Here is a 24,932-nt window from a genome sequence, read left to right on the forward strand (position 1 = left end):
TCCTACCATCCAATTGACTATAATGTATTGCTTGAATTACTACAATCTTTTAAACATAATGATTCTACTAATTCTAAGTTTAATTATTTTTAATAATAATTATTGTGCTTTATAAATAACAGTTGTTTAAATCTAGTTATTATATATCAATGCTTTTATACCACAAATCTTCTCCTAAATACAATTCGCTTTTTTACTGATAAAAGTACACATAAAATTATTGGAATAGCTACTATGTCTAATACGAATATATTGGAAAAAAGTGAATATATTGAAGTCATTGAATACAAGCTTAGAAATATTGTTTGGTAATATGATCTTTGAACAATAATAAACATGAAAATAAATATTAGATAATATATTAATTGATACAAAAGAACACCTATCCAACCTAATTGATAAAATGGAATGCCATATGCTGTGGAGACATTAAATTCATCAACTATAAGATATATTTTCTTGTCAATTGAATTTTCATCTATAACTCTTTTTCTAATCGACTGTGGCAGAAAATTATACGCTACAAACCCACCAAATGTACTTCCTTCATAATCATACTGTGTAAAATTATCAAAGTTAGAAATTGGACTAGCAACATAAATATATGCCCAAAAATATTCTTTTGGTATAGGTTTATTCCAAAATTGTTCTGTTGCATTACCTACATAAAGAATTCTTTCAGTAGGACTAATATTCTTGAGATGAGATTGAGTTGTCCTTAAATTTCCTAGATAACCAAACAAAAATGTAAATATTAGCAAAAATATTATAACCTTATATGTTTTCTTGTTTACAAATCGTTTAATATTTTGTGATAAGTACATCAATACACAGGGAGTGATTGCCATAACTATGAGACCACGTCCCATAGTTATTAAAAACGGTATCAGTAATATAATAGATGTATGTAGGTGTCTTTTTTCATTTAAATTCAAGTATAAATAAAAATTATATATAACAAAAAATACATTCATAGAATTTAATAGTGGATAAAATGTAGGTATTGTAGCAATATCTTTATAATATGTACCTATTCCAAATATTGAATTTATTAAAGGCACTTCTTTAGAATAAAGAAAATTAATCACGTATCCTAAAAAAATTATAGTAATCATTTTTTTAGAACTAAAAATATTTATATTTGTTTTTTTAAACACAAATTTTTTTCTAAAAAAATAACCTATAAATAAATTAAATATAATATTCAAAAAAACAAATATATAAGTTCCAACTTGTAAACTTTGATAGTAACCAGACCATTTTAATGAAAATATTAGCAAAACGCCAATAAAAGAAAACGCTGACATATAAAAAGGGTTTATCATATTATTCCATCCATTCTTTTTTATTATTACTCTGAGTAAATCAATGTCTCAAGCCAATGATCAACAGTGTATTTCTCAATAATCTCATTATCAACATCTTGAAATTTACTACTTATAAATTCTTTATCAATGCAAATATTATTTTCATCCAAAAACTGAATATTATTTTCTCTATAAAAATCATAATTAGCTATATCTTTATTATTTGTCATCAATTTTTTCTTTAAAAATAATGCTTCTAAAGCTCTTAAAGTTAATCCTGCTTGTCCCTCTTGATTGATATCTAATATACATTTACTTTGTTTAACTTCTTCAATTACTTCTTCATATACCATCGATTGACTTTTCAAATTAACCACCTCTGAAAAATCATTTTTTTTGTCTTTTACAACATGATACTTAACTGTAAGTTTTTCTTGCATACACTTTTCATAAAAATTCTCTAATATAAATAATCTTCCCTTATTTCGACCTACAAAGAAAATATCATTTTTAATTTTATCATCTGATGTTTTTGTTATCCAATGAAATTGCGGATGATATTTAATCTGATATTTTTTCGCCTCATTTTCATCAAATATAAATATGCTATTACAATTCATTTTAATCTTATTTATTTTTGTCTTATCTTTGATAATATTCCAAAACCAAAAAATAATTTTAGCATTACTAAATCTCTCTCGAATATATTCAATATTGTCAATCCAAAGTGGAGTATCGAAAACAATAACTGTATCTAATTTTGAGTTATCTACTTGTTGTTTTTTTAATAAATAATCAACCCATATTTTTTTGGTTCTTAAATTTGTCATATTGTGGGCTTTTCTAATTCCTCTCAAGATTTTAGAATTTAATGTTGGATTAATTAATACAATTTTATCTTTATATTTACAGTTATTAATAGCTTCTTCAATTAATTCAGAACCAGAATGAAGTAAATATATCATAAATTTAATCACCTGCTTTATATAATTATTATTTGAATACATTTTTAACCTAGTACACCAGTCACCATACTAATACAATTATTGACGATATTGGAAATATTAAAGCTTTATTCCTCAATTTCATTCAATATTTTACTAATGGCCATGCTATAATTTGTACTCAACTTTTCTTTAGGCTCATTAAAGTAATGATATTTATTGTATTGGTCATCCAGAATTTTTTTAGTATTAATTAGTAAATCATCATAAAATTTTGATAAACCGTCTAAATCAGATATACAATACGGCTCGATTTGGAATATTTTTTCCAAAAAATCATCTTTATAAACTGCAAGAGGTGTATTAATACTTAGCAATTCAACAAAAACTCCGGTCATGTGAATCAAGCTAAAATCTACAATACTAGCATAATCAACATTTCCAATATTATTTGAAAATCCATAAAGAGCTTTTTTATTAACATGCGCTAGATAATCCTTTTGTGGATTTCTCGGGTGCATTCTTAAAAAATATTTTAATCCATATTTTTCGTAAAAACCATTTGCTAGTTTTATCATTCTAATATTTGTATCTTTATAAGTTTCGCCGCATAACACAACTCCAAAAATTTTTTTATTCATACTAATAACTCTTCGATTATTAAATGTAAAACTTCTTAAGGCTCCAGTTTTTATTAATTTTTCTTTACATATATTAACTTTACTAAACTCATCAACCGTTGCCTGCCCCCATGTAAATAGATAATCGCTTATAAAATTTTCATATGCTTCTGAATCAGCATTTTCATTACCCTCTGATAAAACTCTGTATTGACCATGCTGCAAAGTAGCTGTCTTAATTCCCTTTAATTTTGCTATTTGAGTAATAAGATTATCAGGTGAGTATGCATCACAAAACGTGACTATAATCTGAGCATCATTAAGAAATCTCTCTTTATGCAACCTATCGTACAGTAAATTATATTTTGTAGTTGTAATTGCAGTTTGAAATGGTTTTTTTACTCGATTACTAAAAAAATGTATACTATGCTTCAATAACTTTAATAACTTCACGAAAATATTTCTTAAAGATTTTACTTGTATTACTTCAATTAAAGTAAAATCCTGATTAATTTTTTGAAACATTTCAATTATTTCATCATAATCATGTCGCTGTGCACTTCTTAAAGTATATATTAAATATTTTTTCGAATAACTTACATCATTATAAATAATATCAAAATCATACAAAAACAAAAGAATAGCCTCTTTTAATAAACCTTTTAAGCTAGTATCATACATTCTCATAGCATTTACTCTTGCATAATTAATATTTCCAACTATATAATTATTATCTTCCTTTGCTTTTCTTATATCATTAATATCCATATTATCTATCATCCTTCATTCAATAAGAATATTTTTCCCATTCCTTTGCTTCCGGGTTATAACGTTTTAAAATTTTCGCTGGAACTCCGGCAATGACGCAATAATCCGGAAATTCACCCCTCACCACTGCATTTGCACCAACGATACATTGTTTTCCTAATACTGTTCCAGCTTGTATACCAACTCCATAACCAATAAAGCAGTTTTCACCTATAATCGTTTCTTTAATAATATATTTTTGCTCCATAATATGTTTTCCGATTTCCATATAATCATGATCTATATTTGTAATGAAAACATTTCCTGAAATTGTTGTATCTTTTCCTATTACTAAATTCATATCTTTAGATGTTATATGGAAATTTTGTCCTATAGAAACATTATTTTGTATAGTTATTTTTCCATCATCACCATGCACCTCCATTCTTGCTCCTGGATATATTCTTACTTTATCACCAATGTTTATTTTTTTAGTACCAAGCAAGAAAGTAGGTTTTCCGATGTAAGAAAAATTACCTATGGATTTAAATCGCAACTTATATATTATTGCCCTAAGAGCCCATATATATTTTATTAAACTCATAGTCTACTCCTATCTAATTTTTATTTTAAATACTTATTATCATTAATAATGGTATCTATCCAACTACTTATACTGTACTTTTTATATACTTCATCATTAATGGGTTCATACTTTCTTTTAATAAAAGCTTCTATTTTATCTAAATTATTTTCATCCATTACGAATATATTATTTTCATTATAAAATTCATATCTTTTAATATTTCTATTAGTGGTAATCAATTTTCTTTTAGCTCCAAGAGTTTCAATAGTCCTCATGGTTAAGCCGCTCTGTTTATTGTGTTGCATATCAAATACACTATTTGCTCTTTTCAATACATCCAGATTTTCCGATTCTGATAATGGTATAAATTTAAATTCACTTCTTTTACTTCCTTTAAACTCAGGAACAAATGTTATATTATATAAATACTGAAGCTTATTCAAAAACATATATGAGAATATTCTAATTCCTTTTGACTCTAACTCCGGAAATAGTTTATGCATTGTTTTATATCTATTGGGATGAGCTGTACAAACACTTACAATATCATAATCAATCTGACTATCCTGTACTTGACCCACTTGCTCAAATTCTTTACAATAAAATAATGGTAAAAATTTAAGTTTCTCTATTTTTTCACAGTCATCTAAATCAAAAGAATAAGCTGTATCAAACAATGGAATTAGTTTTCTGCTGTCAGGATAAAGAGTTAATGAATCCCACATGTATAATACAAATCTTGCTGACTTTTGACTTTCTCTCAACTGCTTAATCATTTCCGATGTAAATACCTTGCAATTAACAATAAACACCAAATCATAGGTTTTGTCTTTGGTTTCAGACATAATCTTATCAAAATATTTTTGAATTAAAGAATTAAGTAGACTCTTTTTTATTTTTATCATACCCTTTATAAATGAATTTTCGCTTGGTCTATCATTATAAAAATCAACGGAATACCCCTTAGCTTCAAACTCTGAAATAATCTTCTTATGATAATTAAATATTGGGGTTCCGATATACAAAACTTTTTTTCTACTCATGTTCATTTACTCCTTAGCTTGAATTAGCATCCCAGTTTCTTTCATTTCAAATAATGAACGTTCAAAAAGATCTCCTGATTTTTCTAAGCTTTGTTCTTCATTTTGCTTCTTTACCCATTCTGTAAATTCTTTCATTCCCTCTTCAAATGTATAAACTGGCTTAAATCCACATAACTCTTTTGCCTTAGTTATATCTGCAATATTATGCCTAATATCACCTTTTCTAAAATCTCCTGAAATATTTATTTCTGAATGTGCTGCATATAATCTCTTTAAAGTTTCGGCTACTTGAATAACAGAAATATTTTCTCCACTACCTACATTTATATGTTGATAGTCAGTAGATGCATTTTCAAGTGCACTACATGTAGCTGCTGCAATATCACTTACATGAACAAAATCTCTGCTTTCTTTACCATCCTCAAATATATTTATATTTTGGTTTTTCAATAACAACTTAGAGAATATTGAAAGTATACCAGTGTATGGATTATTAAGAGACTGTCCAGCACCATATACGTTTTGATATCTAAAAATTGTATATGGTATGTTCATTGTAGGACACATAACCTCTAACATTTTCTCTTGTGCAAGCTTTGTATATGCATAATAAGAAATTGGTGTTAACTCACAACCTTCTGTTGTGTATCTTAATTCAACTTCACTACCACATATAGGACATTTAACTTCAAAGTCCCCATTTTTCATATCATCTATTTCTCTTGATTTTGGAACAACTATTCCATGTTCTTTACAAAAATACATACCTTCCCCATAAACAGAACGTGATGAAGAAAGTATTATTTTCTTTATAGGCAATTTATTTTTTAAAACTACTTCTAATAAATTAGATGTACCTTTTATATTAACATCAGTATATCTATTAATTTCATACATAGATTGTCCTGTTCCTGTTTCTGCTGCTAAATGTATTATATAGTCCACACCCTCTAATGCTGCCTTTAAATCCTCTGAATTACGAACATCACCTTTTATTACCTTACATTTATCTTTTATATTTTTATATAAATATGACTCTTCATAATTCTCCCCATGTATTTGTGGTGAAAAATTATCTAGTACTATAACCTCATATTTATTTTTTAACCTTTCAACAACAGCGTTTCCAATAAAACCTGAACCACCTGTAACAAGTACTTTTCTCATAACTTAAAGCTTCCTTCCTAAAGTTATTTATTTTTATTTAACCTCTAATCCCTTCCCCATTCTCACTTCGTCCTCACCATTCAATCAACCACTATTCCAAGAACGGCACCTCATCCTCATTTTCCTTCTTTACATCATCCCCTACGTGAACACTGCACTGAACTTTCTCATCCACATAAATCATATATCCATGTTCTGGACATATATTCTTACCTTGATTTTGCAAAAACTGTTCAAAAACAACATCACTGTGCTCAATATTTTCTTTTTCCAAATATAAATTGTAGCTTCTCTCTAACTGTAAGCAATTCACATTGCAAACTTTTTCTTTAGCATCTTTTGTATATTTAAAATAAGTTGGTGCAATTACAGCACATAAAATTGCTATAATCGAAATAACAACTATAATTTCAATCAAAGTAAAACCTTTATTATAGTTTTTCTTTATATTGCTTGACTTAGTTAATAACATGATCATATCACCTCTGTATTTGTTGTTTAAAATAGGCTTTATTATCACTTTAAATGCTTTCCATTTAGTCCTATTTCTAAACCAACATTACACAAATTTTATAATCACACTATAACCTTCCGCTGTCTTCCGGCTATAGCTTCGCCCCTTCACATAACCTATAAAATTCATTATGCTTCCTCCAAGCTAACTATAACCTCTTAAGCCTCCTCCGGGGCCGAAACACCCAAAGTCCACATCAGATTTTATCCACCAACTCAACACCAAGTTCCACTACTCTTTCCTCATTCATAAAGCTAAGGCACACCTTTGCCCTGCCTTTTCTTGAGTCCACTTTTAATATTTGGCCCTCCATTCCTACCAAGGGGCCTGCTGTTATCCTTACGCTGTCATTTTGTTTATATAATTTAGAAATTCCTATATTGTTATCATCGTTATCTATGAGTATCTTTAGTAGCCTTAGTTCTCTTTCATCAATTGTTAAAACTTCATCTTCACTTCTAAGTAGCTTTATTATTCCAGGTGTTTTTTTTATTTTATAATAAACCTCTACATTCATAATTCCCTTTATCAAAACATAACCTGGAAACAGCTTTCTTCTTACTTTACGCCACTTTCCATCTTTTCTTTCTCTCAGTTCCCTAGTTGGAACCATGAACTTGTATTTCTCTCCCATTCTCTTTTGGAGAATTTCTTTTACTTTTTCCTCCTGGTTGGAATTTACAAATAATACATACCAACATTCTCTACCTTGCAGGTTCAATGCAGTGGCTCCTTTGTTTGTTGATTATACGCTCATGCTTTCCTTGTGCTCAGCCACCTGTTCCTCAACTTCTGGATTTTTATTTCCGCCCTCAAGGATACCATCAGCTCTAAGCACTTTAAACACTGTCATAAATAATATTTTCAAATCTAATTTTAATGATTTATGATTTAAATAATACCTGTCTAGCTCTGTTTTTTGAAAATCATCGTTGTGATCTCTTCCATTAACTTGTGCCCATCCAGTAACTCCTGGTACCAATGCATGTACCCCTGCCTTTGTTCTAAGTTTTTTTAAATTGTACTGGTTGTACAAAGCTGGTCTTGGTCCCACAAAGGTCATATCACCTTTAAGTATATTGATTAATTGTGGAATTTCATCTAAGCTTGTTTTTCTTAATACTTTTCCAACAGACGTTATATAGCTCTTTGCATCTCCCAGCTTGTCTGTTGCCACATTGGGAGTTCCAACTCGCATGGTTCTAAACTTATAAAATTTAAATAAATTATTCTTCCTGCCTATTCTCATTTGAGTAAAGAATACTGGTCCTCTGGAATTTAACTTTATTAGCATGGCTATTATTAATAATAGCGGTGACAGTATAATTAATAATACTGCACTAAACAATACATCCAAAAACCTCTTCATATACCTTTGCCCCCCAATCCCAAAATATTTTAAATAACACTTCCTTCAGGTAATATAAATTTTTCCTTTAATATAGTAGAAGATTTAACACAAGCTGCAGCTCCAATGGTGGACAGTCTTCCTACCTTTGCCATACTTCTCACCACTGCTCCAGATGAAATATGAACTCCAGAGCCTATTTCTGAGTCATGATCCACAGTAGCGTTTATATTTATAATGCATCCTTTACCAATGCTTGTCCCTACATTAACTACAGTTCCAGCCAAAACAACTGTACCTAAATCTATATTGCTATATTTGCTAACACTGGCTCTAGAATGAATAATTATTGGTATATTAAAACCTGCACTTATAAGCTTGTCTATCAATTCTAATCTTTTTTCATTGTTTCCAATTGCCACAAAGGCATATCTATATTCATTAATGAGGCTGGCGTATTCATGTACCTTACCAACAATCGGGGAATTATATATGCCTTTTATATCTTCCCTATCATCCAGAAAGGCAATTTTATTCCATTTACCCTGAAGCTCTGCGGCTTCAGCTATAACTTTTCCATGGCCTCCTGCACCTAATATCAATAAATTATTCATTACAATACCACCAATTTCTTATTAATTTATATTTTTATATACTACATCTAAATTTTAAAATACTATTTTGCTCTAATCCTTTATTAAACTTACAAACTCACTGCAACCTCATCCTCTACCTTCCTCTGATAAGTGGGCACAATTTCCCCAATTTTCAATATAAGCTTCTCCACATCGTCTCCCTCTATGATGCTACTTAGCTCCATTATATGGGCCTTTAGCTCATGAATGTCACTGAAGGTTGGTTTTCCAATAAATATTTTTTCATGTTTTGTGTTAGTTAATCCCTCTTCGCTCATTAGAAGCTCCTCATATAGCTTTTCTCCTGGTCTAAGTCCGGAGATTTTAATATGCATGTCCTTGTTAGGTTCAAAGCCGGAAAGTCTAATTAAGTCACAGGCTAAATCGTATATTTTAACAGGCTCACCCATGTCTAGTACGAATATCTCTCCACCCTTTGCAAAGGCTCCTGCTTGAAGCACTAGTTGAGATGCCTCTGGTATGGTCATAAAGAATCTTGTTATCTCCTTATGGGTTACTGTTACTGGTCCTCCGTGGGCCATTTGCTTTTTAAACAGTGGTATAACAGAACCATTGCTACCTAGCACATTCCCAAATCTAACAGCTACAAACTGAGTACTGCTGACCTTGTCCATGGACTGTATGATCATTTCACACATTCTCTTGGTAGCGCCCATTACGTTTGTTGGGTTTACTGCCTTGTCTGTAGATATTAGCACAAATCTCTCTACACCAAACTTATCTGCACAGCTAGCTACATTAAAGGTGCCAAACACATTATTTTTTATAGCTTCCATTGGACTGTCCTCCATAAGGGGTACATGTTTATGAGCTGCTGCATGGAATACCACTTCTGGAGAATACTTATTGAATATATAACTTAATCTTTTGTGATCCCTAACAGATCCTATTAGTACTTTCAAGTCTAATTTAGGGTATTTGTATCTAAGCTCATTTTGTATATCATAAGCATTATTTTCGTATATATCGAAAATAATGAGTGTCCTTGGTTTAAACTTGGAGATTTGACGGCATAGTTCCGAACCTATAGAGCCTCCCCCTCCTGTTACCATGATGCATTTTCCCTTTATATAGTCTGATATACCTTTCATGTCCAGCTGTATAGACTTTCTTCCTAGTAAATCCTCAATATCCACATCTCTAATTTGATTTAGCGAAGTTTTACCATCAATTACTTCATATACACTTGGAATAATTTGAATTTTACACCCTGTCTCTTTACATATATCCAGTATTTCTTTTTTATCCTTTTGGCTAATGGATGGAATAGCAATTATTATATTTTCTATTGCTTTTTCCTTAGCTATTCTAGGAATATCACTTCTGGTACCCATTACCTTTACACCTAAAACATTTTTTCTAACTTTATAGTTATCATCGTCAATTAAGGCTACTGGTAAGTATTTATTTTGATTGTTGTTTTTCATTTCCCTTATGACTATAGAAGCTGCTGCTCCTGCTCCTATTATCATTACTCTCTTTAACTTGTTTTTGTTAGCGTTGCAATCTAATATACTGGTAAATCTGCCATATATTCTAAAAGATATTCTAAATCCTACTATAAAAAGAATACTAAAGGCACAAGCTATTATGCTTACCCCATAGGCAACCCCATAGGAAGAAACATGTAAAAATATCATGGTTACTAAGTTTGCTACTAAACAACCCCCTATAACTAGCATAAATTCATCTATGCTGGCATAACTCCAGATACTTTCATAGAGCTTAAACAAATAGAAACAAATTAAATATATAATAGTAACTATTATCGCTATATTTTTATAATTGCTGGCAAAATTTTTAAATGTACTAAAGTTATATCTAAAGTATAGAGCTAATATGTACGATAGATTTACAAGTACTGCATCTATTAGTATCAATATGGGCTTTTTCCATTTCCCTAAATCCTTAATTTTTCTCACCTCCATCTATTCATAATGTAATTTTATACATTTTTCATAATATGATTAACCCACAATAAGCATTACATTACCTGAATTATGAAATTTCTCTGGAGTGACTTGCATAAGAAGGGAAAAAACTGTTTAAATTTAATTTATTGTTCCAAGCTCTTATGCAAGGCATGGAGGAGAAATTTCATAATTCCATCGCATTGTACCTTTTTGTGGTTTAATCATAACATATTTTTCATATATTCCTAAAGTATGGACATATTCTTACGAAAGCTTAAATGGTAATATTTTTAATCATTCTCAATTTTTATCTAAACATAGCCAAGAATCCCTTCTTCCTATGCTTAATAACCTTATGCTCCTTATGAATATCAAATCCGTTCACCACAGCCCCTGCATTTTCTAATATGTCATCAAATATGTATTCATAGTTGTTTTGTATGAAATCGTAGCACTCCCTTAGCTTTGGATTTCTTTTGCCTATGCCGTGGGCATCAGAGGCTACAAAATCACATAGACCTTTTTCTATTAAAAGTCTTGCAGTTTTTTTAGTTTCTTTGCCGTATATACCCATGATGCTGCCAGCATTTAGCTGGAATAAGCAGCCTTCCTCTATAAATGAATTTAAACTTTCTAAATTTTTTTGCACGTAGGCATATCTTTCTGGGTGAGCTATTATGGTTCTTATACCCTTGATTCTTAGCTCGTATATTAAGTCTATATGCTCCTTGGGGCATTTAGTAAAATCTGTTTCCAAAAGCATGTACTTATTATTTTTATTGAGAGTGTTTATAATTCCCTTTCTATATAAGTCTAACAGATGGTTGTCCAAGAAAATTTCCTGTCCTGGTAAAATTTCTAAGTTTATTTTATTATTTTTTAATTCTGTATTTAGCATATCTAATTTTTCTTCTATGCTTAAGAAAGAATTTTCATAATGATTTTGATAAAAATGAGGAGTGGCTATTATTTTCCTCACTCCATCTTCATAGGCCATTTTTGCCATTGCTATGCTACAAGAAATATCCTTTGACCCATCATCTATATCAGGAATTATATGACAATGTATATCTATCATAAAATCCTACTCCTTTTTTCTCTTTTTCTTTTTTACTTCTCCATTTTCATCTTCATTATAATAGTAATAATATCCATAACTCTTGCCATTTTCTTCTTTGATTCTATTTAAAACCACTCCTAGGATGTTTGCATTTACCTTTTTAAGTGATTCCTTTGCCTTTATTGCCATGGCCTTTTCAGTTTGTGCAGAAGTAATTACTAAAATAACCCCATCAGTTATGGTAGAAAGTATTTGAGCATCGGTAACCGCCATTACTGGTGGACTGTCTATTATAACCATGTCAAACTGATCAGAAACTTTTTTTAAAAAGTTCTTCAATTTATTTGAAGAAAGCATTTCCGCTGGGTTTGGAGGTATAGTTCCTGCCGTCATTATAAATAGTTTATTTTTATAGACTTTAGTAGCCTGCTCAAAAGTTACTTCTCCTAAAAGGAAATTAGTTACACCTTTTTCATTAGATATTTTAAATTTTTTATGTACACTAGGTTTTCTTAAATCACAATCTATTAGAAGTACTGACTTACCTGTTTCAGCTATAGAAAGAGCCAAATTAGCTGCTGTAGTTGATTTTCCCTCTCCTGGTCCTGAACTGGTTACCAATATTCTTCTTAATTCCTTATCAAAGGATGCATACTGTATATTCGTCCTTAAAGTTCTATACGCCTCTGCTGGTACGGATTTAGGACTTTTTTCTATAACAAGCATTTACCTTTCCCCCTTTTATTCATGCTCTGGTATTACGCCTATAACAGGTATTTCTAAACTTTTTAACACATCTTCATCGGTTTTAATAGTGTTGTCCATGTATTCTAATAAGAATGTAAGTCCTATGGATACCATAAGTCCTAGAAAAAACGCTATGGCTATATTTAATTTTTTATTAGGCTTTATAGGCTTTTCAGGAACCTGTGCCGGATCTAAAATTTCAACCTCTCCACCTTGTATTGCCTTAGTAGATTTTTTTATAAACTCCTCTGTAAATATGTCTGCTATTACTTTAGCCTTATTAGGATTTTTATGTTCTACTGTTATGTCCAATATTTGAGTGTCCGCTTGTGGTGTAACCTTTACTATATCTTTTAATTGCGTTGGTGTAATGTTTAAATTAGCCTTTTCAATAGTGTCTTCTGCCACAGATTGAAGCTTTGCAATTTCTGCATAAGTTTTTACAAGCTTTTGGTACATCATAACTTCATTATATTGATAATTTTCATTTTGCTTCTTATCTCCAGTCTTTCCTATAACTACACTAACCTTTGATTGGTAAACTGGTGATAGTACAAAAAAACTTATAACCCCTGCAATTATAGTCGATAAAAGGGTTATACTCACTATTAATTTAACTCTCTTCTTCAAAATCCAAAAGAATTCTCTTAAATCTAATGTTACTTCTTCTTGCATTTTAATCCTCCGTTTATAACATTATAGTCCATATATTTTTTTCGTTTAAGTTTAATTATACTTTAACAAAATATTAACATTTCTATACTAATTCAACTTTCGCAGTTATAAAATAAAAATGTAAAATTTAGAATGAAGTAAACCTGCTTTAAATTAATTTTTAAAATTTAAAATTAAAAACGTTTATTCATCTAATGTAGAACTTGAAATTCATGTACAAAAGTTGAGTTATATATAACTTTCAAACAACTAATGTTATGGATAATTTTTTACATTTTAAACTTAATATAGTATTCAATAATTAATATTAAGTAAAAAACTAGCTTAAAATATTACTTTAATAAGTAAATAAATCATATATAATAAACTTTATCTATTATAGTAATTAAATTTATCTATTACCAATATTAATAATATTACAACGAATCATATAATTTGTAAATATAATAAACGCATTGTAATATTTTGTAAATATTTTCTTGTTATTAAATTAAATTTTATAATCATGATTTTATTTGTATTAAATTTCCTATATGTTTTTTATTTTTATACATCTTTTTCAATATGTCCTTAAAATCTATCCCATTCTACATTTTTTTGTTAACAATTTATTCATTTTCGACATAAGTTTCCTCTTTTTTTATTTCTATTTTGAGCAAAAATATTTTAATTTTTTTTATTTTTCTATTTTTTTATTTAAATCCATAATACAAACCAAAAAAGAAACCTTACAGTGGGTTTCACAACTTTTTCTGTAAGGCTTCTATTTAAAATTTTTAATTTTTAAATTTCGATTCTAACTTTATAATTTTAATTTTATGATTCTAACTTTAAAAATCTTGCACTACAATTTTTAACTTACACTTGTAGATTTCACATTTAATCCTCAAGTTTAGTTTTACCCTTTTTTCATTTTTCACAATTATATTTTTTACTCATTATTCTCAGCTTTTAGTAGTTTTCTCAATTTCTTAAATAAATTAGTTTTTCTTTTATAAACTCCACTTTGGGATAGCCCTTTCCTTTTAGCATACTCCTTTAATGCTCCTTTAGTATTTTTATATATAATTAGCAGTAATTCCTTTTCTTCTAAAGATAAATGCTTTATGGACTCCTGAAGCTTTTCCCGTTCTTCCTTTTCTAAGTAATCCTCTTCTAAATCTATCTCCCCTTGAAGCATATCCTCTAACGTAAGTCCATCTTCTATGGGAGCATCTAAGCTTATACTAAATCGTTCATTTGCCTTCTTTCTTATCTCATAATAGTAATTATTTCTTATAGCAGTGGTCACATAAGTGGTGAAATTTTTTGATCTTTCTAGGTCAAATTTTTCCACTGCATGCATTATAGATATACATCCTATTTGCTTAAGATCATCATCATCCATCCCTCTAATGTATACACTTTTTGTTATTTTAACTATAAAAGGCATAAATTTCTCCATAATCTTCTGTAAAGCATTTTTGTCTCCCTCTTTAGCCATAGATACCAACTGATTTAACTCCTGTTCCCTTTCTCTCATGTTTTTCTTAACGTTAACTTTTCCTCTCATAAACATTACCCTCTTTCTTTTAACCCCATTTCTTTTTTTCTAATCCTGTGTGTATCTATGCTTTTATACCATGTATCTACCTTAATATAAAACAAGCATATTCTTCAATTTAGTACTTCAATATTTATATATTCAACTTTCGCAGTTATAAAATAAAAATATAAAATTTTAAATGAAGAATAAAGCCCTTTTAGAAATTAACTACAATTTAAAATTTGTAGTTAAGTAGTCAGTTCTTACCTTTTCATTCTTACTTCTTACTTCTTACTTTTTACCTATTAATTCTTACTTAAATACCAAATTGTAAGTTAAATACTTGTTTAATTTTTTATACATACTAACCTTTTTAATTTACTCTTCCCGGGAATGTTTGTATTTTGGTAAATACTGTAATTATAGTATATCCAAACTTAAGTTTGCTGTCAAGAAGCTTTTGTAAGTTTTATCTAGATGATTTTGTACAATTAACATTCACCTACTAATAAGGTGCATGAAGAAAATAACAAGTCAAAGATGCTGGTATATTTTGTGTTAGACAAGGAAGCAGGTTCCGACTTTGGTAGAACTATCGGCGGGTTCTGCTGCGCAATATGACACAAAATAGACTAGCATACTAACTTGTTATTTATTTGAATGTACCTAAAACGGGGCTGTCGCACTAAAAATAAATACTACAATATATTGTGTTAAGTTTAAACTTGCAGAACAGTATATTGTATGTAAATTTCTCAATGCGACAGCTCCATAATATAAATTTCTATTATGATTATCCCACAAAAGGTATTACATTACTTGAATTATGAAATTTCTCCGTAATTACTTGCATAAGAAGCAAAGGAACTATTTAAATTTAATTTTTCTATGCAAGTATGGTACCCTTCATAAAAAAGTTCTTTAAGAAAGTCTGGTTGAAAATTCAATGTATCATGACTATTGAAACCCTTCTCTCTATTTATCAAAACTATATCTTCTTCTTTGTATTCTTCTTTTATGTACTCAGGTATCACAAAGTTATTGCTTAAAGGCATTAAATATAACTTTTCTACTTTGTTTTTCACAAAAGGTGTCAAAAAACAATTGTTAAGAACTCCACCATCTAAATTGTATCCATGGTATTCTCCACTTATGAGACATTCCTTAAATTTTTCTATTTGTTCTCCTGATACAAATTCTCTCCACAACTGTTTAAAATTTTTTTCCTCCTGTTCATGGGATACATAAGGCAAAAGCGAACTGAACTTTACTGCATCCAGTTTTTGTTCTTGTTGTAAATTACAAATATTAACCACTTTTTCTTTAATATTTATCCCCATAACTTCTACATAATTCACATAGAAAGCCTTTATTTGTGCATTGTTTCCTTTCAATTCATTTAATATGTTCATAATAATACTATTATCTACAACTTTATTCAGCTTAATCTTCTTGTTTAATAAAGCTTCCCCTTGCTCTCCTGAATTTGTGTAAAACTCCTTCATGGCTTCTAGATTTTCTGTGTATAAGTAGTATCCATTTACAGCCCCTATAGAAGTACCCGCTATCACTCTTAGTTTTACGCCCTTTTCCCATAAGGCATAAAGAGCTCCTGCCTGAAAAGCGCCTTTAGCTCCACCACCTTGTAAAAATAATCCACTCACCGTTATCCTCCTCTTCCTGTAATCCAAAAATAAATTTTCTATCAATATGAATATACCATTTTTTAAGCTGCTGGTCTTAGAAAACTGTAAATATTATCAAAAAATTTATATTTTACCTCATTCGACCCCTGTAATTAATTACTTTAGTTATATTCTATATACTTGCACAATTATTCATTAAACAAAATTAAGAGCATATATGGATTTACAATTCCACATATGCTCTCATTCTATTCCCTAAGCTTATTTAGCTATAACTTCTTTTAATTTTTCACAAATATACTCTTTAATTTCCACTCCATCTATGAATGTATTATCATCAAAATCACTTGGTTTAACTTTGAAGAAGTTTATTATTAAAGAATTATCTTTTATTATGTAATCTTCTAATGATAATGGTGAGAATCTAACTTCTACCTCTTCATATTTAGAATCTACATCTTTTAATTTTTCTACTAAAGAGTCTAAATTTAATTGTTTAACTGGTTGCACCATGCTTAAAGTATACTCTAAGTCTTCCATTACCCACATGTTATAATTCCAAAATCTTCCTTCTTTTTTTGTCTTTTTAGATAAAAGTTCTTTATTTGTTATAGAACTTAAAACTTTTCTTACAGATTCAGCATCAAACTCTTCATCATAGGATGCAGATATCCCTTTCATTGCAGCTACATCTACCATGTACTGCTCTGAAACTCTCTCCTTTTCACTAGTAGCCTGCCAAAAATATAGCATTGATTCAACTTCGTCCAAATTTACTTTTATTGTCTTTAACATCCTTACCCCTACTTTCTTCCTAATATTGAAAATTTATAATTCATGCACATCTTATTTTAACATAAAAAACATATGTTGTGACATAATACATTGAAGAAAAATCTGATTTTAATTCCGTAATAAATGTGGAATTTGCGACTGTTCACAATACGCCAAGAACTTCTAAATGTCTCACAGTTAAAGCCCCTAAAGCTTTTAAACTCACTCGTTCCTCGTTCAAACATAAAAGCTTCTTAACGGTTCTTTAACTGTGAGACATAAGAAGTTCTAGAGCTAGTTCAATAGTCCCAAATTCCACATTTATTACTACATTAAAATCAGATTTTTAGCTTAATATGTATGTGGTTTCAGCGGAGAAGCCTACTAAAGGATGATTTTCCTCCACTACGTTACGGAAAATCTTTAATTTATAAATAGAAAAACGCTCATAATATTTTTTAGGCGTAGCCTTTCGGTAAATTTTATACTACACATAAAAATAAGGAAATAACTAAAATTTAATACATTTTGCCGTAAAGTAATGTTTTCATATGCGTCTTAGCTATATTATTTATGTTGGCTATCGCCATTAAAAAATTTTTAAAGCCTTAAAAGAAAAAGCTATAATTATTCCATTAATAACATAATTATAGCTTTTATTATTAGATTATTATGTTTATATATTTTCTATTTAATTAAAGATTTTCTGTAGCATAGCGGAGGAAAATCATCCTTTAGTTAGCTGTCTCCCTCCTTTGATAGCTTATGCATGAACCGAAAAATCTGTCTTTAAGGTAACAATAAATATATTTTTTTAGACTATTGAGCTAGCCTTAGAAATTCTTTGTTTTCAAATTTCAATACCCGTTAAGAAGCTTTCATGTTTGAGCGCCGTTAGAAGCGAGTTTGAAAGTTTTAGGGTATTGAAATTTGAAAACATTAGAATTTCTTGGCGTATTGCGAACAGTCTTAAAAAATATATTTATTGTGGACTTAAAGACAGATTTTTCTTATGCCACTTACATCACAATATTCTTATTTGTTTCCTTTTCCTATATGTCTATTAATGCTCAATGCCAATATTGGTAGTGATACAACCTTTTGGTATGCTAAAAACCTTGGATTCCAATCAGGGTCAAATTTCCCCTTAAAATATCTAAGTCCTTTAAAGTTATACCAGTGGTTGCCATAGTTAAATATGAACTTAGCAAATTTTTCTCCAGTGTGGCAGTGGTCTGCTACTCCAACGTTGGCTAGTGGTGCCATGCCTAAGCTAAAGTTTTTATACCCCTCTTCCTTAGCCCAAAGTATTAAATGTAAAAAGAGTAAATCCATCATGCCATTAGGACTATCTTTTTTAAACCTCATAAGATCTATAGATATGGTTTCTTTTCCATCATAATATGGAACAGTGGATGCAAAAGCTATTATTTCATCCTGTTGATCTTTTATTACACCTATAGAAGACTTATTTAAATATTCTTTTTGAAACCAACCTATGGAGAACTTGTCTTCTTTTCTCCCATTTAACCACTGTACAGATATGCTCTGTAGTTTCTTTAAAAATTCATCTGAATATGGGGGATATACCATTTGAAAACTATAATTTTCTCTTTCAAATTTATTTTTTGCAGTTCTCAAGCTCTGCTTTTTCTTTCCCTTTAAATCGAAATTTTCCAGGGATACCACCGCTTCTTCTCCTAATTTATAAAAGTGATATCCATTTTCATGGTATTGAGCTAATTTATCTCTGTCTATTCTATAGAAAGCAGTACTTAGAGTAAATTTATTAGCAAAATCCTGAAATTCTTCTATAGCTTCAACTATATACTTTTCATCTCCTACAGGGTCTCCTAAAGCTACTAGTGAATCTCCTATCTTAGCGTACTGTATAAGTACCTTTCCATCCATACCCCAAAATAAAGCTTTATCTCCTAAAAATATTAGATGAGTGTTCACATCTCCCCTATTTTCCTTTAAAAATTCTTCTACTTTGGCTAATTCTTCATCTGAGGTTTTATTTTTTATTCTATCTCTAAATACTATTAGACTTCTTAATATTAAAAATGTCCACGTTATAAAATATACGAATAATCCTGCAAATAAAAAGCTTCTTCCTTTTTTAAATAAACCTTTTTCTATAATGCTTTCTGATAAAAAGCTCTCCTGTAAAAAGGGTGCCGCCATCATATACATTAATATAAATATAAAAGATAAAACAATTAAAATTCCATATTTTCTTTTTCTAAACGAAGCCCACTCTCTGTACAAATGACCTTTTATTATTCTTAAAAGTAAAATACTTAAAAGTATTAGCATTATATCTACGTAATCTAATCCTAGTGATAAAAATAAAATTAGATTTAAAATAAGAAATGTCTGTGTTGTTCTATAACTTTTTTTAAGTCTTAAAAATATTTCCATGGATAAAACTATAAGACCTATGCCTATAAATATTGACATCAGAAACATTATGCATCCTATTTTAAACTTTTCTACTACGGGAAATCTTTCCATTATAATACTATCTCCACTGAATATGGAGTATAATACTAACGAAAATCCTCTTATTAATATCATAACTGATACTACAATTACTCCTATATCGCCAGTAAGTTTAAAATCTTTCGCAAGTTTCCAAATCTTTTTTGCCTTTAAAAATACCTCTTTCATGTTAACTCCTCTCATTGTTATTAAGTGGATTCATAGCTAGCCTTCTTAATTAATTATCAATCCACTAGTCCCCAGTATCCAATCACCAAAAATCTTATTTATAAAAATTTTTATTTAGTTTAGAAGTGCTAGCCCATATTCCTAGAAACTAGTAGATAGCACCTAAATATACCCTATTACACCTAATTATACATTTTATAAATTTTCGTTACAACTTTTTGGTATTTATGATGATTTTTTAATACTTTTATGATAATAAATGTAAAATCCCCTTTTATAATAACACACATTAATAAAAAAAATTATTACAAAAAGGTTGCAAAATAAAAAAAGGCGCAGAACGCCTTTGGGTTGATTGGTAAATTAAAGATTGAGTATTATGGATTAAAGATTGGGTATTATAAACTAGGGGTTTGGGACTAAAACAACAGTCCCGCTATAGTAGCTGTCATGAATGTAGTTACGCAGCCACCTATTAATGCTCTTACTCCAAGCTTAGCTATGTCAGAACGTCTTTCTGGTGCAAGACCACCAATCCCTCCTATTTGAACAGCTATGGAGCTTATGTTTGCAAAACCGCAAAGAGCGTAAGTTAATATCATTATTGTTTTTGGCTGTAATGCTCCTGCTTTTATCATTGGAGCTAAGTTTGCGTAGGCAACAAATTCATTTAACACAAGTTTTGTACCTATTAAGTTACCTGCATTTAATATGTCTTGAGCAGGTACTCCCATTACGAAAGCTAGTGGAGCGAATATTCTTCCCAATAACCATCCAAGGTTTATATATGGTGCCCCAAATAGACCTGCTACCCAAGCTATTAATGAGTTTACAAGGGCAACCATAGCAACAAAGGCTAAAAGCATTGCTGCAACATTTAGCGCAAGAGATAACCCCTCACTAGCGCCTGTAGCTGCTGCATCTATTACGTTTGAGCTAGTATTTTCTAATTCTATTTGAATTTTTCCTTTTGTCACTGGCTCTTCTACTTCTGGACATATTATTTTTGAAACCACAAGTCCTGCTGGTGCAGCCATCATGCTGGCTGCCATCAAATGTCCAGCACTAACACCCATAGCTACATATCCTGCCATAACTCCGCCGGCCACAGTACACATTCCTCCTACCATTATGGATAGAAGTTCTGACTTTGTCATAGTTTTTACAAAAGGCTTTATTACAAGTGGCGCTTCTGTTTGACCAACAAATATGTTAGCCACAGCTGATAACGTTTCAGCTCCACTGGTTCCAAGAAGTTTAACTATTCCTTTAGCTAGTACAGATATTAATTTTTACATTATTCCAAGATAATATAATACACTCATTAAAGCTGAAAAGAATATTATTGTTGGAAGTACTTGAAGTGCAAATACATATCCTACCTTATTTGTGTCCATAAGTCCTCCAAATAAGAATGTTGTTCCTTCTTTAGTGAAGTCTAAAAGCTTTGTGATAAGTCCACTGACAACCTCAAAGGCAGCTCTTCCTGGAGGAAATTTTAATATAAATAGTGCAAATATGAATTGCAGTGTTATACCTGTTGCTACTAATCTCCAGTTTATTTTCTTTTTATTATTGGAAATCAAGTAACAGATACCTAAAAGTACAATTAAACCTATAATACCTATAAATCTGTTCACTTTTCTTATTCTCCCTTTTTTATGATTTTTATTCCTAACTCACTTTATTATTTTTATACTTTTCTTTATTTATAATTTGCTTTATTTTATCTCTAATCTATTTTGTCTTATTTCTATTTTATTTTCTTTATAATTTATTTTGTTTTGTTTTTATATAATCTTTATGTTTTGTTTTTCTACATTTTTTATGCTTTACGGTTATTTTGTCATACAATTTTCAATATTTATTTAATTAATTTAAATTATCATTGGTATTTTGACCAATAATTATCCACTCACAAGTCCGTTGTCGTAATTAAGCGAATTTAGAGTGGTTAACTATCAATTCTAAAAAGCTTTCACCATTCTTTATTGGTTCTATTTTAAATATATCTGCTACAGTTTGACCCATGTCTGAGAAAGTTTTTCTTGTTTTCAGGTCTTTACCCTTTGAAAGCGCTTTCCCATAAGCTAAAAATGGAACGTATTCTCTTGTATGGTCTGTTCCCTCTGTAGTTGGATCACAGCCATGATCTGCTGTTATAAATAGTATGTCATCATCTTTCATCTGTTCCATTATTTCTGCTAATCTCACATCAAAGGCCTCTAATCCTCTTCCATACTCTTCTGCATTGTTTCTGTGTCCCCACTTCATATCAAAGTCCACAAGATTTGTAAATATAAGGCCATTTTTATCTTCCTTCATGTATTCTAAGGTCTTATCTACTCCGTCCATATTGTCCTTTGTATGCACTGCTTCTGTTATGCCTGCGCCTTGGAATATGTCCTCTATTTTACCTACTGCCATAACATTTAACTTTGAAGCCTTTAATTTATCTAAAACTGTTTCATGTATTGGCTTTAATGAAAAGTCTCTTCTGTTTGAAGTTCTTGTGAAATTTCCTTTAGCTTCTCCTACAAAAGGTCTTGCTATAACTCTAGCTACAGCATGTTCTCCCACTAGCATATCCCTAGCTATTTGGCAGATTTTGTACAACTCTTCCACTGAATAAATATCTTCATGAGCGGCTATTTGAAATACACTGTCTGCTGAAGTGTAAACTATTGGACATCCTGTTTTTATATGTTCTTCTCCTAGTTCATCTAGAATAGCTGTACCTGATGCTGGCTTATTTCCAAGAATTTTTCTTCCTATAGCTTTTTCAAATGCTTCTACTACTTCTTTTGGAAAACCCTGTGGATATGTTGGAAATGGTTTATCTAACTGTATTCCACACATTTCCCAATGTCCAGTAGTAGTATCCTTTCCATCTGACATTTCAGCAAATCTTCCAAAACACCCTATTGGATTTTCTACCTTATTTATATTTTTCATGCCTTCTATATTTCCAAGTCCTAATTTCTCCATATTAGGAAGTTTTAATCCCCCTAATTTAGAAGATACATTCCCTATAGTATTGCAGCCCACATCTCCAAACTTTACTGAATCTGGCATTTCTCCCATGCCCACACTATCTAGTACTATCCATATGACTCTATTTATCATTTAGCTACCTCCTATGAAAAAACTTTATACCTTTCAATGCTCCATATAATAACTGTAAATTTGAAAAAAGCTTGAAAATTTAAAATACTTTCTATGGAAACACTATTTTTTTACTACATGTTACCGCTTACATATAATTTTTATCATATTGAAAACAAAAAGTAAAGAAAAAATATTACTCTTTTTTGGAATATTTTTAAAACAAATATGCATTTATTGGTTATATATTTTCATTATAGAAATTGTTTACATATAGCATAAAATCAGTTTTTTATATATTTTATTTTTAAGCTTCTTTAGTATTTTATTTTAATTTTTGCATAAAATATTTTTATATAATTTAATATATATTCTTTATTCATTGTAATATCTTTTACAAATTTATATCTTTTGCTAAAACAAAGTAATATTTCAAGAAAACTATTTTCAATTAATAATTATTATTGTATAATATAAATACAATAATAATCATTTTAATGAAATAGAAACTTTCATCCATTATTATAAATAATAAATTTCATCTACTTAATATATTATGATTATCCCACAAAAAGCATTATATTACCTGAATTATGAAATTTCTCTGGAATGACTTGCATAAGAAGCAAAGGAACTGTTTAAATTTAATTTTAGAAATTCTTCTTTTAGACAGATAAAATTATCGTAAGCCTTAAAAGGACGCCAGGCTAGCGAACCTGAGGCAGGACGCTGAATGTGAGCGTTAGATAATTTTATATGGCTAAAAGATTAGAATTTCTTAAATTAAATTTATTGTTCCGAGCTCTTATGCAAGTCATGGAGGAGAAATTTCATAATTCCACTACATTGTACCTTATTGTGGGATAATCATCTTATAAAACTACAATACTATTCGTTCTATTTTAGAAAGGAAGTGAAAAAGTGCCGTTAATTAGCGGTATATCCTATGGAAAAACAAACAGTATCTTTAGATTTAATCATTATAGGTGCTGGTCCTGCTGGATTAGCAGCAGCAGTTTATGCCTCCCGCTCAAAACTTGACACTTTGGTTTTGGAAAACAAAATAGTAGGTGGTCAAGTGAGAGACAGCTATAGAGTAGACAATTATCCTGGTTTTTCTTATATAACAGGAGCAGATCTTTCAAATAACTTTCAGCAACATGCTTTAGATTCCGGTGCCAAGATTGATGAATTCGACAATATAATATCACTAAAATTAAGCAGTGATGAAAAAATAGTTGAAACTTCAAAAAAAATATATAAACCACTAGCAATCATATTGGCCACAGGCTCAAATAATAGACTTCTTCCTGTACCTGAGGAAACAAAATTTCATGGTAACGGAGTACACTACTGTGAACTTTGCGACGGTGCACTTTATGAGGGCAAGGATTTGATAGTGGTAGGCGGCGGTAACTCTGCTATTGAGGGAGCCATAGTGCTATCAAAATTTGCAAAAAATTTAACTATTGTACATCAATTTAATTATCTTCAAGCAAATAAAACTAATGAAGAAGAGCTTTCCACAAAACCTAATATTAAATATATATGGAACAGTGAAATTCGCCATGTATTAGGTGAAAATTCAGTGGAGGGTGTACAAATTGAAAATGTTAAAACTGGAGAACTTTCAGAGATAAAAACTGATGGTGTCTTCGTATACATTGGTAGAATTGCTAACACTGAATTATTTAAAAACTATATAAAATTAGACAATTGGGGTCATGTGCTTACAAATGAGAATATGGAAACCAACATAAAAGGCGTTTATGCTGCCGGAGATTTACGTTCAAAGACCATTAGACAGTTAACTACTGCTGTATCTGATGGAACCATTTCAGCCTTAACAGCTGAAAAATATATTATGGAAAAGAAGGTATAA

Annotated in this window: 20 protein-coding genes and 1 pseudogene; 1 reads left to right on the forward strand and 20 read right to left on the reverse strand. The window is 30.0% G+C overall.

Annotation, left to right across the window (positions count from 1 at the left end; genetic code table 11):
- Positions 1 to 155 precede the first annotated feature (155 nt).
- From CC89_RS09885 to CC89_RS09980, 20 genes and pseudogenes are all read right to left on the reverse strand, one after another.
- On the reverse strand, positions 156 to 1,157 hold the full coding sequence (locus tag CC89_RS09885; protein WP_207641503.1) for an O-antigen polymerase: 1,002 nt from the start codon (positions 1,155 to 1,157) through the stop codon (positions 156 to 158).
- A gap of 194 nt (positions 1,158 to 1,351) precedes the next feature.
- Positions 1,352 to 2,272: a WaaS/CpsH family glycosyltransferase gene (locus tag CC89_RS19540; protein WP_051931686.1), complete on the reverse strand. Its 921-nt coding sequence runs from the start codon at positions 2,270 to 2,272 to the stop codon at positions 1,352 to 1,354.
- A gap of 107 nt (positions 2,273 to 2,379) precedes the next feature.
- A complete protein-coding gene (locus CC89_RS09895; protein ID WP_035291757.1) occupies positions 2,380 to 3,639 on the reverse strand; it encodes a hypothetical protein in 1,260 nt (419 codons plus the stop codon).
- Between the two features lie 19 nt (positions 3,640 to 3,658).
- Entirely contained in the window at positions 3,659 to 4,222 is a 564-nt protein-coding gene (locus tag CC89_RS09900; protein ID WP_035291760.1) for an acyltransferase, read from the reverse strand.
- A gap of 20 nt (positions 4,223 to 4,242) precedes the next feature.
- Positions 4,243 to 5,247, reverse strand: coding sequence for a WaaS/CpsH family glycosyltransferase (locus CC89_RS09905; RefSeq protein WP_035291762.1), 1,005 nt, complete (start codon positions 5,245 to 5,247; stop codon positions 4,243 to 4,245).
- Between the two features lie 6 nt (positions 5,248 to 5,253).
- Positions 5,254 to 6,414, reverse strand: a complete 1,161-nt coding sequence (locus CC89_RS09910) for an NAD-dependent epimerase/dehydratase family protein (RefSeq protein WP_035291764.1) — start codon at positions 6,412 to 6,414, stop codon at positions 5,254 to 5,256.
- A gap of 91 nt (positions 6,415 to 6,505) precedes the next feature.
- Complete coding sequence (locus CC89_RS19545) at positions 6,506 to 6,886, reverse strand: prepilin-type N-terminal cleavage/methylation domain-containing protein (protein WP_051931688.1); 381 nt, start codon at positions 6,884 to 6,886, stop codon at positions 6,506 to 6,508.
- A 238-nt stretch (positions 6,887 to 7,124) separates the two neighbouring features.
- Positions 7,125 to 7,649, reverse strand: a complete 525-nt coding sequence (gene loaP, locus CC89_RS09920) for an antiterminator LoaP (RefSeq protein WP_051931690.1) — start codon at positions 7,647 to 7,649, stop codon at positions 7,125 to 7,127.
- A 24-nt stretch (positions 7,650 to 7,673) separates the two neighbouring features.
- The gene (locus CC89_RS09925; protein ID WP_051931692.1) at positions 7,674 to 8,297 is read right to left on the reverse strand and encodes a sugar transferase; all 624 of its coding nucleotides are present in this window, start codon (positions 8,295 to 8,297) and stop codon (positions 7,674 to 7,676) included.
- A 29-nt stretch (positions 8,298 to 8,326) separates the two neighbouring features.
- The gene (locus tag CC89_RS09930; protein WP_035293503.1) at positions 8,327 to 8,890 is read right to left on the reverse strand and encodes a NeuD/PglB/VioB family sugar acetyltransferase; all 564 of its coding nucleotides are present in this window, start codon (positions 8,888 to 8,890) and stop codon (positions 8,327 to 8,329) included.
- Positions 8,891 to 8,979: 89 nt separating this feature from the next.
- Positions 8,980 to 10,860, reverse strand: a complete 1,881-nt coding sequence (locus tag CC89_RS09935) for a polysaccharide biosynthesis protein (RefSeq protein ID WP_035291766.1) — start codon at positions 10,858 to 10,860, stop codon at positions 8,980 to 8,982.
- Positions 10,861 to 11,152: 292 nt separating this feature from the next.
- Positions 11,153 to 11,923, reverse strand: a complete 771-nt coding sequence (locus CC89_RS09940) for a tyrosine-protein phosphatase (protein ID WP_035291769.1) — start codon at positions 11,921 to 11,923, stop codon at positions 11,153 to 11,155.
- Between the two features lie 6 nt (positions 11,924 to 11,929).
- Positions 11,930 to 12,631 carry a CpsD/CapB family tyrosine-protein kinase gene (locus CC89_RS09945; protein ID WP_035291771.1) on the reverse strand — a complete coding sequence of 234 codons (702 nt, stop codon included), beginning with the start codon at positions 12,629 to 12,631 and terminating at the stop codon, positions 11,930 to 11,932.
- A gap of 15 nt (positions 12,632 to 12,646) precedes the next feature.
- Positions 12,647 to 13,327 carry a YveK family protein gene (locus CC89_RS09950; protein ID WP_035291773.1) on the reverse strand — a complete coding sequence of 227 codons (681 nt, stop codon included), beginning with the start codon at positions 13,325 to 13,327 and terminating at the stop codon, positions 12,647 to 12,649.
- Between the two features lie 931 nt (positions 13,328 to 14,258).
- Positions 14,259 to 14,879 (reverse strand): sigma-70 family RNA polymerase sigma factor, encoded by a 621-nt coding sequence (locus tag CC89_RS09955; RefSeq protein WP_035291774.1) that lies wholly within the window; start codon positions 14,877 to 14,879, stop codon positions 14,259 to 14,261.
- Positions 14,880 to 15,676: 797 nt separating this feature from the next.
- On the reverse strand, positions 15,677 to 16,516 hold the full coding sequence (locus tag CC89_RS09960; protein ID WP_035291775.1) for a patatin-like phospholipase family protein: 840 nt from the start codon (positions 16,514 to 16,516) through the stop codon (positions 15,677 to 15,679).
- Between the two features lie 243 nt (positions 16,517 to 16,759).
- Positions 16,760 to 17,293 carry a TDE2712 family protein gene (locus tag CC89_RS09965; RefSeq protein WP_035291776.1) on the reverse strand — a complete coding sequence of 178 codons (534 nt, stop codon included), beginning with the start codon at positions 17,291 to 17,293 and terminating at the stop codon, positions 16,760 to 16,762.
- 1,014 nt (positions 17,294 to 18,307) lie between these two features.
- The gene (locus CC89_RS09970; protein WP_051931693.1) at positions 18,308 to 19,945 is read right to left on the reverse strand and encodes a phosphatidylglycerol lysyltransferase domain-containing protein; all 1,638 of its coding nucleotides are present in this window, start codon (positions 19,943 to 19,945) and stop codon (positions 18,308 to 18,310) included.
- A gap of 419 nt (positions 19,946 to 20,364) precedes the next feature.
- A pseudogene (locus tag CC89_RS09975) lies at positions 20,365 to 21,585 on the reverse strand (NupC/NupG family nucleoside CNT transporter).
- 295 nt (positions 21,586 to 21,880) lie between these two features.
- Positions 21,881 to 23,071 carry a phosphopentomutase gene (locus tag CC89_RS09980; RefSeq protein WP_035291777.1) on the reverse strand — a complete coding sequence of 397 codons (1,191 nt, stop codon included), beginning with the start codon at positions 23,069 to 23,071 and terminating at the stop codon, positions 21,881 to 21,883.
- A 925-nt stretch (positions 23,072 to 23,996) separates the two neighbouring features.
- On the opposite strand from CC89_RS09980, the gene CC89_RS09985 reads away from it, so the two are divergent.
- On the forward strand, positions 23,997 to 24,932 hold the full coding sequence (locus CC89_RS09985) for an NAD(P)/FAD-dependent oxidoreductase (RefSeq protein ID WP_035291779.1): 936 nt from the start codon (positions 23,997 to 23,999) through the stop codon (positions 24,930 to 24,932).

It is taken from the genome of Clostridium sp. KNHs214 (assembly GCF_000744935.1).
In the GTDB taxonomy this organism is placed as follows: Bacteria; Bacillota; Clostridia; order Clostridiales; family Clostridiaceae; genus Haloimpatiens.

Excerpts from the sequence above, each read along its gene's own strand:
- CC89_RS09955 (WP_035291774.1), bottom strand. The coding sequence starts at position 14,879 with ATGAGAGGAAAAGTTAACGTTAAGAAAAACATGAGAGAAAGGGAACAG.
- CC89_RS09935 (WP_035291766.1), bottom strand. The coding sequence starts at position 10,860 with ATGGAGGTGAGAAAAATTAAGGATTTAGGGAAATGGAAAAAGCCCATA.
- CC89_RS09925 (WP_051931692.1), bottom strand. The coding sequence starts at position 8,297 with ATGAAGAGGTTTTTGGATGTATTGTTTAGTGCAGTATTATTAATTATA.
- CC89_RS19540 (WP_051931686.1), bottom strand. The coding sequence starts at position 2,272 with ATGATATATTTACTTCATTCTGGTTCTGAATTAATTGAAGAAGCTATT.
- CC89_RS09900 (WP_035291760.1), bottom strand. The coding sequence starts at position 4,222 with ATGAGTTTAATAAAATATATATGGGCTCTTAGGGCAATAATATATAAG.
- CC89_RS09910 (WP_035291764.1), bottom strand. The coding sequence starts at position 6,414 with ATGAGAAAAGTACTTGTTACAGGTGGTTCAGGTTTTATTGGAAACGCT.
- CC89_RS09970 (WP_051931693.1), bottom strand. The coding sequence starts at position 19,945 with ATGAAAGAGGTATTTTTAAAGGCAAAAAAGATTTGGAAACTTGCGAAA.
- CC89_RS09930 (WP_035293503.1), bottom strand. The coding sequence starts at position 8,890 with ATGAATAATTTATTGATATTAGGTGCAGGAGGCCATGGAAAAGTTATA.
- CC89_RS09905 (WP_035291762.1), bottom strand. The coding sequence starts at position 5,247 with ATGAGTAGAAAAAAAGTTTTGTATATCGGAACCCCAATATTTAATTAT.
- CC89_RS09895 (WP_035291757.1), bottom strand. The coding sequence starts at position 3,639 with ATGGATATTAATGATATAAGAAAAGCAAAGGAAGATAATAATTATATA.
- CC89_RS09950 (WP_035291773.1), bottom strand. The coding sequence starts at position 13,327 with ATGCAAGAAGAAGTAACATTAGATTTAAGAGAATTCTTTTGGATTTTG.
- CC89_RS09985 (WP_035291779.1), top strand. The coding sequence starts at position 23,997 with ATGGAAAAACAAACAGTATCTTTAGATTTAATCATTATAGGTGCTGGT.
- CC89_RS09940 (WP_035291769.1), bottom strand. The coding sequence starts at position 11,923 with ATGATAGATATACATTGTCATATAATTCCTGATATAGATGATGGGTCA.
- CC89_RS09945 (WP_035291771.1), bottom strand. The coding sequence starts at position 12,631 with ATGCTTGTTATAGAAAAAAGTCCTAAATCCGTACCAGCAGAGGCGTAT.
- CC89_RS09980 (WP_035291777.1), bottom strand. The coding sequence starts at position 23,071 with ATGATAAATAGAGTCATATGGATAGTACTAGATAGTGTGGGCATGGGA.
- CC89_RS09965 (WP_035291776.1), bottom strand. The coding sequence starts at position 17,293 with ATGTTAAAGACAATAAAAGTAAATTTGGACGAAGTTGAATCAATGCTA.
- CC89_RS19545 (WP_051931688.1), bottom strand. The coding sequence starts at position 6,886 with ATGTTATTAACTAAGTCAAGCAATATAAAGAAAAACTATAATAAAGGT.